The organism is Elioraea rosea, assembly GCF_007644105.1.
GTDB classification, from domain to species: Bacteria; Pseudomonadota; Alphaproteobacteria; order Acetobacterales; family Acetobacteraceae; genus Elioraea_A; species Elioraea_A rosea.
The window spans coordinates 1-13,540 of record NZ_VFAC01000064.1; the positions used below are offsets into that span (position 1 = coordinate 1).

The following is a 13,540-nucleotide window of genomic DNA, read 5'->3' on the forward strand; positions in this document are numbered from 1 at the left end:
CACGGCGGCGCCGCGCGCGTCCCTCCTCGTCGGTCTCGCCGCCTGGCTCGGCACCCTGCGGCTCGGCCTCGCCCGCGTCAGGCGTCTCCGTCTCAGACGCCTCGGCGGCAGCCTGCGTGCCGCCAAGATCGGGCTGGTCGCCGAGCCCGGCGGGCGGCGTGGAGCCGGCAGCCTGACCGCCATTCGAGGGCGCGCCCGGCTCGTCGCGGCGGCCGCGGCGCCGGCGTCGGCGCCGGCGCCGGCGCTCGCCTTCCGCCGCGTCCTGCGCCTCCGTGCGCGGCGGCCGCTCTGCCCCGCTTTCCGCGCCCTCCTCCTCGGACTCCTCGCCCGCATCGTCCTCCTCGGACTCGTCCTCCTCCTCCATCACCGGCATCGGCGGCGGCAGGGCGGCGGGCGTGGCGCGGGCCGGGGCGACGAGAGAGGGCGGCTTGGTCCGCTCGATCTTGAGCGCAGGAGGCAGGAGCGTGTCGTCGGCCGCGAACAGGATGCGCATCGCGAAGGCGGCCTCGAGCTCTGTCAGGCGGTAGCGCTTCATGTTGAGAAGGTAGAGCGCAACCGCCCCGGCGCAGCGCACGACGATCTCGCCCGCGCGGCGCTTCGCCGCCTCGTCCTCGATCGCGCGCAGCACCTGCACCGCAGCGCTCTCGGTCGAGCGCACGAGCCCGGTGCCGGCGCAGTGCGGGCAGGTGATGAAGGCCGTCTCGGTCAGGCTCGGGCGGAGCCTCTGGCGGCTCATCTCCATCAACCCGAAATGGCTGATGCGGCCGACCTGGATCCGCGCCCGGTCGTTCTTCAGCGCCTCCTTGAGGCGCCGCTCGACAGCCGCGTTGTTCCGGCTGTTCTCCATGTCGATGAAGTCGATGACGATGAGGCCGGCGAGGTCGCGCAGGCGAAGCTGCCGGGCGATCTCGTCCGCCGCCTCGAGATTGGTCTTGAGCGCGGTTTCCTCGATGTTTCGCTCGCGCGTCGCGCGCCCCGAGTTCACGTCGATCGCGACGAGCGCCTCTGTCTGGTTGATCACGATCGACCCGCCGGAGCGGAGCTCGACCCGCGGGGAATGCATCGCGTCGAGCTGCGCCTCGACGCCGGCGCGGGCGAACAGGGGCACGCCGCCGTCGCGGTAGAGTTGCACCTTCTTCGCATGCGAGGGAATCAGCATGCGCATGAAGTCCTTGGTGGTGCGGTAGGCCTCCTCGCCGTCGACCAGCACCTCGTCGACATCGCGCGAATAGACATCGCGGATCGCGCGCTTGATGAGGTTCGCCTCCTCGTAGATCAGCGAGGGCGCGACGGAGGCCAGCGTGGTTTCGCGGATGCTGTCCCAGAGGCGGAGCAGGTACTCGCAGTCGCGCTTGATCTCGGCCTTGGGGCGGGCCGCGCCTGCGGTACGCACGATGATGCCCATGCCCTTCGGCAGCGCGAGTTCGGTCATGATCTCGCGCAGGCGCTTGCGGTCGGCGGCGGAGGAGATCTTGCGGCTGATGCCGCCGCCGCGCGGCGTGTTGGGCATCAGCACGCAGTAGCGGCCCGCGAGGGAGAGATAGGTGGTCAGCGCCGCACCCTTCGTGCCGCGCTCCTCCTTCACCACCTGGACTAGCAAGATCTGCCGCCGCTTGATGACTTCCTGGATCTTGTAGTTGCGCAGGAAGCGCGCGTTGACCCGGCGGGGCCGGTCCTCCTCCGCCGCCTCGCCGCCGCCGATCGTCTCCGGCGCGACCGGCTCGGACACCACCTCGGCAATCCCTGCGCCGCTGCGACCAGGGGCCTCGTCAGACGCGGCCTCCTCTGCGTGGCTGGCTTCGGGCTGGTCGGCATGCTCGCTCGCGCCTGGCTGCGCGGCCTCTGCGTTCTGCGGCAGGGCGTCCGGGTCGACAGAGACGGTCTCGCTGTCGATGCGGGCGGGCTGGGCGGAAGGCGGGCGGGTCTGCGGCGTGGCCTCGGTGCCGTCCTCCGCCGTCGTCGCGGGCGCGGGGGGAAGGTCGGGCGTTGGGGCGGGCTCTGGTGCGGCGCTCTCGGTACTAGGGGGCTCGGGCGCGTCGAAGGGCGGGATGTCGAGCGGCGTGGTCGGCAGGGCGAGCGCGGTCTCCGGCTCGGGGGCCGCGTCCTCGGCCGGAGCCACAAAATCCTCCGGCTGGGTCTCCTGCCCCGCTTCGGAGGCGGCGGGCGCGGCCCGGGGCTGCGCCTCGTCCTCCTCGTCGTGCTCCTCGTCCTCGGCCGCTTCCTGCTCGGCCAGCGCAAGCAGCCTTTCACGGTCTGCGACGGGGATCTGGTAGTAGTCTGGGTGGATCTCGCCAAAGGCGAGAAAGCCGTGGCGGTTGCCGCCGAACTCGACGAACGCGGCCTGGAGGCTCGGTTCGACCCTCACCACCCGGGCGAGGTAGATGTTGCCCTTGAGGGTCTGCTTGGTGGACGTCTCGACGTCGAATTCTTCGAGCCGGTTGCCGTCAAGGACGACGACACGGGTCTCCTCCGGGTGCGTCGCGTCGATCAGCATGCGCTTGGTCATGGATCAGATGTCTCCGCGCCGAGGCGGAACCGAGGCGCATGGCCGGTGTCCTGCCGCGGCGGCAAGGTGATTGCAGGGGGCCACCGGCGAAAGCGGCGGTCCGGGGAAGTGGGGCGGCGCGGCGGTCGCGTCCGGTCATCGTTCCGTTCCGGCGGGCGCGGCATGCGCCCGGTGGCAAGAGCCCGGCGGGTACGGTGGCCCTGGCGCAGGTGCCGCACAGAACGACGAAGGCCTCGCGGGCAAGGCCCGTCCGGCACGTCAGGCGCGGCACCCGCGGGCCGGAGCACGGCCGCGCACCCTCATAGGGAATCGCGGCGGCGCAGCAGGTGTCCGCGCGGGTGGCGCACAATGGCGCATGCGGCCCCCGATCACAAGGGGATCACGCGGCGCCCGAACACTTGCGGCAGCACTTCAGCAAGTCATGGCAAGCCACGGAAAGATTTGATAGGCTTCCTGCTCAAACCGATCCACCGTCGGGAAAGGTGAAGGATGCGGCGCGGCTTCGGGCGGCGCTTCGTGGTTATGGCGGGGGTGCGCGCCACGCTGGTGCTTCCCGCCGCTACGCTCGCCACGCGTGCGCTCGCCACCATCCAGGCGACCGGCGCGACCCTCACGCATGAGGGCGCAACAACGGAGCTTGCGCTGGCCACAGGCGAGGCGCCGCGCTTCTCCCTGTTCACGCTCGCCAATCCGCCGAGGGTGGTCATCGACCTTCCCGGGCTTGCCTGGGCGGGGGGCGAGCCGCCGGCCGGGGCGGGGCTCGTGCGCGGCGTGCGCGTCGGGCTGAACCGGCCAGGCGTGACCCGCGTCGTGCTCGATCTCGCCCGCCCCGTCGCGGTCGCCCGGGCCGAGATCGCCGGCACCGGCCGCGGCGCCACGCTGCTGATCGCGCTCAACCCTGCCTCGCAGTCGATCTTCCTCCGCCAGACCGCGGGAAACGATCAGGCGCAGGCGGTGCAGGAGGCAGCCGCGCGGCCGCCGCCGCCACCACCGCGCGTGCCGCTCGTGATGATCGACCCGGGCCATGGCGGGCGCGACCCGGGCGCGATCGGCGCCCGGCGCACCCACGAGAAGCACATCACCCTCTCGGCCGCGGCCGAGCTTCGCCGCGTGCTCGAGCGTGGCGGCAAGGTGCGCGTGGCGATGACGCGCACGCGCGACGTGTTCGTGCCGCTGCCCGACCGGGTGCGAGCGGCACAGAAGGCCGGCGCCGATCTCTTCGTCTCGATCCACGCCGACGCGCTCGATGACCGCTCCGTCCGCGGTGCCTCGGTCTACACCCTGTCGGAACGTGCCTCCGACCCGCTTGCCGAGCGCGTCGCGCGCAACGAGAACGGGGCGGACCGCTTCGCTGGCCCCGCCTTCGCCGATGTCAGCCCAGAGGCGGCCCAGATCCTCATATCCCTTGTCCGCCGCGATACGCTGAACGGCTCCGCGCGCATGGCCCGTGCAACCGTCGCGAACCTCTCCCGCGAGGTGCCGATGCTTCCGAACAGCCATCGCTTCGCCGGGTTCATGGTCCTGAAGGCGCCCGACATCCCCTCCGTCCTTGTCGAGATGGGCTTCATTTCGAACAGGACCGACGAGGCGCTGCTGCGCCGACCCGAACACAGGCGCGTGCTGGCCGCCGCGATGGGGCGTGCGATCGAGGGATGGTTCGGCGAAGTCGGGGCGATCCAGACCGCGGGATGACGCGGCTCAACCTCCGGTAGAATGGCAGGAAACCGCGCCCACACACGCGCGTTTGTTCCGCATGCGGCGCCTCTTGCCGCTGCCGCGACGCGCCGCAACATGGTATCGGGAGCCCATGCACGCTGACCAACCTCTCGCCGCGCGCGGGCGCGGTTCCGGCAAGGCCGCGCCCCACCCGGAAACGCCCGACGACGGGGCCCCGCAGCCCGCAAAGCCACGCAAGGTCCGCAAGCGGCGGCGTGGCGCCTTCGCGCGCTTCGTCACCTTCCTGTTCTCCGCCGCCCTCGTGCTCGCTGTGTTCGGCGGCATCGGCGCGGTGATCGCCTGGCAGCATTTCGCGCGCGACCTGCCCGACCATGCCCGCCTCACCGATTACGAGCCGCCCGTCATGAGCCGCGTCTATGCCGGCGATTCGCGCTTGCTCGCGGAGCTTGCGACCGAGCGCCGGGTGTTCGTGCCGATCGTGGCGATCCCGAAGCTCGTGCAGGATGCTTTCGTGTCGGCCGAGGACCAGAACTTCTGGTCCCACCCTGGCATCGACCTACTCGCCATTGCGCGCGCGGCGGTCACCAATCTGCAGCAGATGGGCCAGGGCCGCCGCCCCGTCGGCGCCTCCACCATCACGCAGCAGGTCGCCAAGAACATGCTGCTGTCGAACGAGGTCAGCCTCGCGCGCAAGGCGCGCGAGGCGATCCTCGCGCTCAAGATCGAGGAGGTGCTGCCGAAGCAGCGGATCCTCGAGCTCTACCTGAACGAGATCTTCCTGGGCCAGGGCGCCTACGGCGTCGCCGCGGCCTCGATGGCCTATTTCGGCAAAGCGCTCGACGAGCTCACCCCGGCCGAAGTGGCGTTTCTCGCGGCCCTGCCCAAGGCGCCGAACAACTACAACCCGTTCCGCTTCCCCGAGGCGGCGAAGGGCCGGCGCGACTGGGTGCTCGACCGCATGGCCGATGACCGCGTGATCACCGCCGAAGCGGCGGAAGCCGCGAAGGCCGAGCCGGTCACCGTCCGCCCGGGCCGCTTCGCCGAGCGCGTTCCGGCCGAGTATTTCGCCGAGGAGGTGCGCCGCCAGCTGATCGACCGGTTCGGCCAGGAGGAGACGACGCAGGGCGGGCTCACCGTCCGCACCAGCCTCGACCCGGTGATGCAGGAAGCGGCCGATCGCGCGCTGCGTGACGGCCTCATCGCCTATGACCGCCGCCGCGGCGGCTGGCGTGGCCCGGTCGCGCAGGTCGAGCTTCCTGCCGAGCAGCTCCGCACTGCCTGGACGGAGAGGCTCGCCGCCGTCGCCCGCCCCGCAGGCGCGCTGCCTGGCTGGCGCACCGCGATCGTGCTCGAGGTGACCGACCAGGAGGCCCGCCTCGGCCTGCTCGAGCGCGGGGCGCGCCCGGGCGTGCCGCCGCAGCCGCGCATCCTGCCGCTGCCGATGTCGGAGATGGCGTGGGCACGGAAGGCGCTGCCCGAGAATCGCCTCGGCCCACAGCCGCGCCGTCCCGCCGAAGTGGTCTCGCCGGGCGATGTCGTTCTCGTCGAGGTGCTCGAGGCCGAGCCTGCCATCGCCGCCGCGCGCGGCCGGGCGGCCCGCGCCGCCCTTCCCGAGCGTCTGGCGCTGCGTCAGATGCCGCTCGTCGAGGGTGCGCTCGTCGCGCTCGACCCACACACCGGCCGTGTGCTCGCGCTCTCCGGCGGCTGGAACTTCGAGAGGAGCTGGTTCAACCGCGCCACCCAGGCGAACCGGCAGACCGGCTCGAGCTTCAAGCCCTTCGTCTATCTGGCCGCGCTCGAGCGCAACATGTCGCCGGTGCAGCGGATCCTCGATGCGCCCTTCGTGGTCGACCAGGGCCCCGGGCTCGGGCGTTGGCGTCCGACCAACTACAACGCCGGCGAGTTCGGCGGCCCGACGCCGATGCGCGTCGGCATGGAGAAATCGAAAAACCTGATGACCATCCGGCTTGCCGAGATGGTCGGCCTCGAAGCGGTGGCTTCCGTTGCGGCGCGGACCGGTGTGATCCCCGACATGCAGCGCAGCTACTCGATGGCCCTCGGCGCCGGCGAGACGACGGTCATCCGCATGGCCGCCGGCTTCGCCGCCTTCGTCAATGGCGGGCGCGCCGTGACGCCGACGCTGATCGACACGGTGCAGGACCGGCAGGGCCAGGTGATCTACCGCGCCGACGGCCGCGACTGCACGGGCTGCACCGACGCCCAGCCCTCCGCCGCTCCCCCCGAGGCCCCCGACAACCGCTCCCGTGCGACCGACCCGGCCAGCGCCTTCCAGATGGTCTCGATGCTGCAGGGCGTGATCCAGCGCGGCACCGGCGGACGCGCGGCGATCGACCGGCCGGCTGCTGGCAAGACCGGCACGACGAACGACTTCCTCGATGCCTGGTTCGTCGGCTTCACGCCCGACCTGGTCGCCGCGATCTGGATCGGCTTCGACGAGCCGCAGCCCCTCGGCAACAATGAGGCAGGCGGCGTGGTCGCCGCGCCCGTGTTCTCCGCCTTCATGCGCGAGGCGCTGAAGGGGCGCCCGGCCCTGCCGTTCCGCACGCCGCCCGGGCTCAGGATGGTGCGCGTCAACGCAGAGACGGGCGAGCCCGCCGGTCCGGGCGAGCGCAACGCCATCATGGAAGCCTTCAAGCCCGGCACCGAGCCTGGCGCGGCCGGCGCCGCGGAGGGCGTGCTCTACGGCCTCGGAGCGCAGGCCGGGGCGGACGGCGAGGGCAATGCGCTGCCCTCGCGGCGACCCGCAGCGGCGCTGGACGCGGGGCTTGGCGGGCTGTACTGACGCGGCCCGCATTCCGAGATCGGAGGACAGTGCGCCATGCGCGCCGAGATCGCCGCGCTGAATGAGCAGATCGCCGCTTCGGTGGGTCTGCTGAGGAGGCATCTTTGACTGGGACGAGGCCGTCGTCCGCCTCGAGGAACTGAACGCCCGGGCCGAGGACCCTTCCCTCTGGGAGAAGCCCGACGCCGCGCAGAAGCTGATGCGCGAGCGCAATCGCCTGGCCTCCGCCATCGAAGGCGTGCAGAGGCTCGAGCGTGAGGTCGAGGACGCGATCGGCCTGATCGAGCTTGCCGAGGCGGAGGAGGACGAGGCGACGATCGCCGCCGCGGAGGCCGACCTCCGGCGCCTCGCGGACGAAGCGCGCCGCCGCGAGATCGAGAGCCTCCTGTCCGGCGAGGCCGACGGCAATGACTGCTTCGTCGAGATCAATGCCGGCGCGGGCGGCGTCGATGCGCAGGACTGGGCGGAGATGCTCGCGCGCATGTACATGCGCTGGGCGCAAGCGCATGGCTACAAGGTCGACGTGATCGAGCGCTCCGACGGCGAGCAGGCCGGCATCAAGTCGATGACGCTGCGCGTCGAGGGGCCGAACGCCTATGGCTGGCTGAAGATGGAGAGCGGCGTGCACCGCCTGGTGCGCATCAGCCCGTTCGATTCGAACGCACGGCGCCAGACCTCCTTCGCCTCGGTCGGCGTCTCGCCCGTCGTCGACGACACGATCGCGATCGACATCCGCGACGCCGATCTCGAGGTGGAGACGATGCGCTCCTCCGGCGCGGGCGGGCAGAACGTGAACAAGGTCGAGAGCAAGGTGCGCATGAAGCACGTGCCGACCGGCATCGTCGTCGAGAGCAGCCAGGAGCGCAGCCAGCACCAGAACCGTGCCATCGCGATGGACATGCTGCGCGCCCGCCTCTACGAGCTCGAGCTACAGAAGCGCGAGCAGGCGGCGCAGGCCGCAGCGCCCGTGAAGACAGAGATCGGCTGGGGCCACCAGATCCGCAGCTACGTCCTGCAGCCCTATCAGATGGTCAAGGACCTGCGGACGGGGGTCGAGAAGGGCACGCCGGACGCCGTGCTCGACGGGGATCTCGACGACTTCATGTCGGCCGCGCTCGCGCAGCGCGTCAACAGCACACGGTCGGAGGCGAGCGCCCAGGCCGAGCGCTGAGCGCTCACCAGCCGCTCCACCGTTCAGTCCATCACTTCGGATCACGCGCGATCACGATCGGTCGCGCGACCACGATTGATTCACGTTCCGGTCGCTAGGAGTGTCTCGCGACACCATTGCAGCGCCGGAGAACGATGATGATCCGCCCCGAAGATGGTTACCGCCCCGGGGCGGTGCCTGAGACGCTCCTTTCCTCGCTCGGCCAGGGCATCAACCTGCAGGGCTGGACGCTCTGGTCCGAACCCGTGCTCTCGCTCGCGGAGATGCAGCGGCTGAAGGATGACGGGTTCGACCACGTGCGCATCTACTTCGATGCGCGCGCGACCGACGGCAATCTCGCCGACTATCCGGCGGAGCTCGAGCGCGATTGGCTGATCGCCAAGGCCGACGCCACCATCGCCAACGCGCTCGCCGCCGGGCTCGGCGTGGTCGTCGCGCCGACCTCGACCATCCGTGCCGAGGACGTGCCCGAGATGACGGAGGCGCATGTCGCGGCGATCGGCGCCTACGCGGCGCATGTCACGGCGAAGTTCGGCACGGAACGGATCGTCATCGAGACGACCAACGAGCCCTCCTTCCCCTCGCAGGCGGAATGGTCCGCCCTCGAGGCGCGGCTGATCGCGGCGATCCGTGAGGCCTCGCCCGACATGACGATCATGACCGCGGCAAACCTCATCTCGGGCGGGTCATGGTCGCAACAGGGCGGATTGCAGGACAGCGTTGCCTATCGCGACGACAACCTCCTCTATTCCGTGCACACCTACTTCCCGACGGTGTTCACCAACCAGACCGCCGGCGTCTCCCACTGGCCGTCGAGCCCCGAGCTCGTCGGATCGTCTCCCGGCGGCGTCGTCGGCTGGTACTACGGCGACAGCGTCAGCAGCGGCGCGGCGCTGAAATCGACCATCGATGCCTTCGCGCGCGTGGCGGACGCGCGCGGCATGACGCTGCATATCGGCGAGTTCGGCGTCCTTGCCTCCGCGCCGGAGGCCTCGCGGCTCGCCTATTTCGCTGCCGTGACGGAGGGGTTCGAGCGCCACGGCCTCGGCTGGACCGCTTGGCAGACGCACGGGCTCTACGGTCTCTACGAGCGCACGGAGAGCGGCCTCTCGCCGATCGACCCCGCGCTGCGCGAGGCGCTCGGGATTGCCGGCTCGAGAGGCGACGATCCGCTCACGCTGACCTTTGCGGCCGGCTCGACGCAGGATCTCTGGCGGGCATGGACCGGCGCAGCGTTCGAACCAGCCGCCGGCACGTCGCGCACCCTCGGCACGGCCGAGCTGGGCGCGGCGGCAACGCAAGGCGCCTCCGTCTCGGTTCTGCATGACGCCTCGGGTGGGCTCACCGTGCGCAACCTCGGCGCCTGGCTCTCCGTGCGGAATGTCGGCGTCGAGGATGACGGGGCGGGCCGCGTCACGCTCCGCGGCTTCGAGCGCGCCTGGGTCGATCTCGGCAAGGGCGGCGCCTCGACCGTCGCCGTCGAGGCGATGCACCACAGGATCATGACCGGCGACGGCGCGGACGGCATCACCGTCACGGCCTTCTCGCCCGTGACGGCGAATGTCGGCGGCACCGGATACATCAGCAGCGGCGCGGGCGACGACGTGATCACGCTCGGCGTCGCGCGCACCGCCGCCAACATGGGCCTCGTCAGCGCGAGCTACGAGGTGTGGGCCGGTGCGGGCAACGACCGCATCGTCATCGGCGGCGGGCTGAACGGGCTGTTCTCCGGCGGCAGCGGCGATGACTGGATCGTCTCGGGAACAGGCAACGAGGACCTGCGCGGCGATGTCGGCATCGACACGGTGGAACTGCCCGGTCCCCGCTCCGCCTGGAGCTTCGCTCTGAAGGAGGATTCCGCCGGCCGCTACCTCGAGGCGGTGGGGCCTGGCGGAACCGACAAGCTTCGTGGGTTCGAGCACGTGCTGTTCGGAGACGGAACGGTCGCGCGCTTCGGCGAGTTGTGGGGAGATCGTGCGCCGGAGGGCGTCACCGTCTCGACCGAGGCGCTCGCGCCCGGCGAGGTCGCGCGCGCCCGTGCGGTCGACCCCGAAGGCCGGCCGCTCACCTTCTTCCTCTCCGACACGACCGGCGGCCGGTTCGCGATCGATCCCTACAGCGGCATCGTCACGCTTCGCCCCGGCGCTCCCGTGCATGTGGGCGAAAGCCACCGCATCGGCCTAGGCGTGGTGGACGAAGCCGGCAACATCACCGGCGCGATGCTGCGGGTCGTCGTGCCGGACGGCCTCGCTGCGCCGACGCCCGGCACGCCGGCGGCGAGCGTCGTGACGTTCTCCAACGGCCGGGCGGCGGATGGTTTCAGCCAGGTGCGGACGCCTGGCTGGACAGGGGAGGTGGCCGCCGGAAGCGACGTGACCCTCACCGGCGCTGCTCTGTCGCTTCCTGGAACGCCGTCCGGCGCGCGCGTATCCCTCAGCGCCGATGCCGCGGGTGCGACGTCGATCGTGCTCGCCTCCGACTGGAACGGCCTGAAGAACGTGTTCGTCCGTGACCCCGACGGCGGCAGGCTCGTCGTCGCGAACTTCGTCAGCGTCGATGTCGAGGCGACGGGAGGCGCGCCGCTGTCGCTGGGCGTGACCGACGCCAAGCGTGGCACGATCCGCACCGGCGCGGGCGACGACGTGATCTGGATCGATGCGGTTGCCAACTCGGCGGACGGCGCGCGCTTCTCGATCGACACAGGCGTGGGCGACGACAGGATTACGCTGACCTCCGCCTCCGCCTGGACCAGCGCGGTGATCGATGCGGGCGCGGGAGACGACGTGATCGCATCCGGCCCGGGCAATGACGTGATCATCGGCGGTGCGGGCATCGATACCGTCCAGCTCTCCGGCCTCCATGGCGAGACGCGCTTCACCGCGGGAAGCGATGCCTCGGGCCGCTTCATCCGCGCCGTGGGGCCCGACGGCACCGACATCCTCAGCGGCGTCGAGCATGTCGTGTTCGCCGATGGCGCGCGCCATCGGGCGAGCGAGCTCGCGGGGATCGCCGCAACGGCTGCGATCGCGATCGGCGCGGGCGGCGGCCCCGGCGTGCTCGGCATCGCCCGCGCCGAGGGGGCGACGGAGACGACAGGCTTCACCTGGGCGCTCGCGGAGGCCGCATCGTCGCCCTTCGTCATCGACGCCACGACGGGCGCGATCAGCCTCAAGCCCGGAACGACGCTGCCGGACGAGGCCGTCCTCCCGCTCGACCTAGTGGTGACGGACCCGTGGGGTAATGTGCTCCAAGCGCAGGTCGCGCTCACGCTCGGGCCACAGCCCACCACCGTCACCCTCACGAACACCATGGCCGGAACTGCGATGCCGGGAGGGGCCGGCGCATGGACGGGAGAGGCGAGGGCGGCGCGCGAGCTCACGGCCACCGATCTCGCCGCGCTTGCCGATGTGCCGGCCGATGCGCGCGTGCTGGTCTCGGGTGATGGGGCGGGCGGCACCGAGGTGGTCGTGTTGTCCGCATGGAACAGCATCAAGAACGTCCTCGTCGCACATGATGCGGGCGGGGCGGTTCGCATCGCCAATGCCGTGCATGTCGGCTTCGTCGGCGGCGAGGCCGCGACCGCACTCAATGTCACCGGGGCGAAGCGGGCAGAGCTCGCCACCGGCGCAGGCGACGATGTCGTCACCGTCGAGGCCTGTGCCAACAACGCCGATGGCGGCGCGGCGATCCTCGTCTCCGCCGGCGCGGGGAATGACCGCGTGACGGTGCACGGCCACGGCGCCATCACCACAGGGCGGCTCGAAGGCGGCGCGGGTGACGACGTGCTCGTCTTCACCGGCGGCGGCGGTGCTGTGCTCGATGGCGGGCCGGGCGCGGACGGGATGGAGGGAGGATCCGGCCGCGACACGTTCATCCTGCGGCCGGGCGAAATGCAGGGCGACGTCATCCTCGGCTTCGCCGGCGCGGGCGGCCAGGGCGGAGACTGGCTCGTGCTCGAGGGGTTCGGTGCGGGCGCGACGCTCACGCACCAGGGCGAGGGGCTCTGGCGCGTGAGCTACGTGCAGGGCGGGGTGGCGATGTCGGAGAGCTTCACGATCGCTGGCGTCACCACGCTCGGGGCGGATGACCTGGTGTGGGCGTGAGGCTCAGCCGAGCGCCTTCGCCGCGGCGAGCACCTCTGCGGCGTGGCCGTCCACCTTCACCCTCTTCCAGGCCCTGGCGATGCGGCCTTCCTTGTCGACGAGGAAGGTCGAGCGCAGCAGGCCGATCGAGCGCCGGCCCATGAACACCTTCTCGCCCCAGGCGCCATAGCCCTGCGCGGTGGCGTTCTCCGGGTCGGAGGCGAGGGGGAAGGACAGCTTGTATTTGGCCGCGAACTTCTCGAGCGCGGGCATCGCATCCCTGGAGATGCCGATCACGTCGAGGCCGAGCCCCTTGAACTGCGTCAGCGCCTCGTTGAAGTCGCAAGCCTCGGTGGTGCAGCCGGGCGTGTCGGCCTTCGGGTAGAAGTAGACGACGAAGGGCTTGCCCTTCAGCGCCTCGCTCGAGGCGGTGCGGCCGCCCGTTGCGGGAAGCGAGAAGGCGGGTGCGCGGTCACCCTCCGCGGGGCCGGCGCCAGGGGGCGGCGCGGCGGCGGGCTTCGCGGCCTTCGCCGGTGACTTCGCTGCCGGTGACTTCGCTGCCGATGCCTTCGCTGGCAATGCTATCGCTGCCGATGCCTTGGCCGGCATGGGCTTTGCCCCGGCAGGCTTGGCCGGTTTCGCAGCCGCTGTTCCAGCTGCGGGCTTGGCGTCCGGCTTCTTCGCCGGCGCGAGCTTGGCGGTCGTCTTCTTCGTTGCGGTGTTTGCTGGCTTCGTCGCCATCGTGCTGTTCCCTGTCGGCGGAACGGACCCGTCCGTTCCGTCTCATCATCATTGCGCCGCCGTTGGCTGCCCGACATGGCGGAGGAAGGCGGCGCGCACCTCCGCCGCGCACGCGCTGATCTGGGCGGTGACCTGGGCGAGGTCAACCACGCCGGCGGCCCGCGCGATCGCATCCGCGACGGGGCGCGGCAGGTCGGCCTCCGCGCGCGGCTTGCCGATGGTCAGCCGCAACAGGCCCTGCACGGTGCGGTAGAGGCGCGAGGCGCGCATCAGCGCCGCATGCTCGGCCTCGGCGAGCACCCCCGCCGCCGCGAGCCGGTCAAGCGCCTCGACCGTTCCGGTTGCGAGAACCGAAAGGTTGTCCGGCGCGTGGATCAACTGCAGCACCTGGGCGACGAACTCGAGCTCGAGCAGCCCGCCCTCCCGGTACTTCACGTCGAGCGGCCCGAACGGGGCGAGGTCGCGCGCGATGCGCCCGCGCAGCGCGGCGGCGTCGGCGCGCAGCTTGTCCGGGTCACGCCGGCGGGTCAGCGCGGCGCGGATCGCCGCGGCCACGCGCT

General features: G+C 71.4%; 7 protein-coding genes. 4 read left to right on the plus strand and 3 right to left on the minus strand.

Annotated elements, in window-relative coordinates:
* On the minus strand, positions 1–2,506 hold a 2,506-nt coding region (locus tag FIF60_RS20595), incomplete at its 3' end, for a ribonuclease E/G (RefSeq protein WP_144300171.1).
* A 489-nt stretch (positions 2,507–2,995) separates the two neighbouring features.
* On the opposite strand from FIF60_RS20595, the gene FIF60_RS20600 reads away from it, so the two are divergent.
* From FIF60_RS20600 to FIF60_RS21795, 4 genes are all read left to right on the plus strand, one after another.
* Complete coding sequence (locus FIF60_RS20600) at positions 2,996–4,198, plus strand: N-acetylmuramoyl-L-alanine amidase (RefSeq protein ID WP_144300172.1); 1,203 nt, start codon at positions 2,996–2,998, stop codon at positions 4,196–4,198.
* A gap of 115 nt (positions 4,199–4,313) precedes the next feature.
* Positions 4,314–6,986 carry a penicillin-binding protein 1A gene (locus FIF60_RS20605; protein ID WP_144300173.1) on the plus strand — a complete coding sequence of 891 codons (2,673 nt, stop codon included), beginning with the start codon at positions 4,314–4,316 and terminating at the stop codon, positions 6,984–6,986.
* 36 nt (positions 6,987–7,022) lie between these two features.
* Positions 7,023–8,157, plus strand: a protein-coding gene (prfB, locus tag FIF60_RS20610) for a peptide chain release factor 2 (protein ID WP_144300174.1) whose coding sequence is annotated in 2 segments (ribosomal slippage) — positions 7,023–7,091 and positions 7,093–8,157 — 1,134 coding nt in all. Because the reading frame shifts where the segments join, the coding sequence is not laid out codon by codon here.
* Positions 8,158–8,294: 137 nt separating this feature from the next.
* On the plus strand, positions 8,295–12,260 hold the full coding sequence (locus tag FIF60_RS21795; protein ID WP_158639328.1) for a cellulase family glycosylhydrolase: 3,966 nt from the start codon (positions 8,295–8,297) through the stop codon (positions 12,258–12,260).
* A 3-nt stretch (positions 12,261–12,263) separates the two neighbouring features.
* Here FIF60_RS21795 and FIF60_RS20625 read toward each other — a convergent pair whose 3' ends face one another.
* Both FIF60_RS20625 and FIF60_RS20630 read right to left on the minus strand, forming a co-directional pair.
* Positions 12,264–12,848: a peroxiredoxin gene (locus FIF60_RS20625; protein WP_144300175.1), complete on the minus strand. Its 585-nt coding sequence runs from the start codon at positions 12,846–12,848 to the stop codon at positions 12,264–12,266.
* Between the two features lie 180 nt (positions 12,849–13,028).
* Positions 13,029–13,540 (minus strand): [protein-PII] uridylyltransferase family protein (locus FIF60_RS20630; protein WP_456305163.1); only part of this gene is annotated, 512 nt, incomplete at its 5' end.

Coding starts and splice junctions, on each gene's coding strand:
- FIF60_RS20600 (WP_144300172.1), top strand. CDS start 2,996: ATGCGGCGCGGCTTCGGGCGGCGCTTCGTGGTTATGGCGGGGGTGCGC.
- FIF60_RS20625 (WP_144300175.1), bottom strand. CDS start 12,848: ATGCCGGCCAAGGCATCGGCAGCGATAGCATTGCCAGCGAAGGCATCG.
- FIF60_RS21795 (WP_158639328.1), top strand. CDS start 8,295: ATGATCCGCCCCGAAGATGGTTACCGCCCCGGGGCGGTGCCTGAGACG.
- FIF60_RS20605 (WP_144300173.1), top strand. CDS start 4,314: ATGCACGCTGACCAACCTCTCGCCGCGCGCGGGCGCGGTTCCGGCAAG.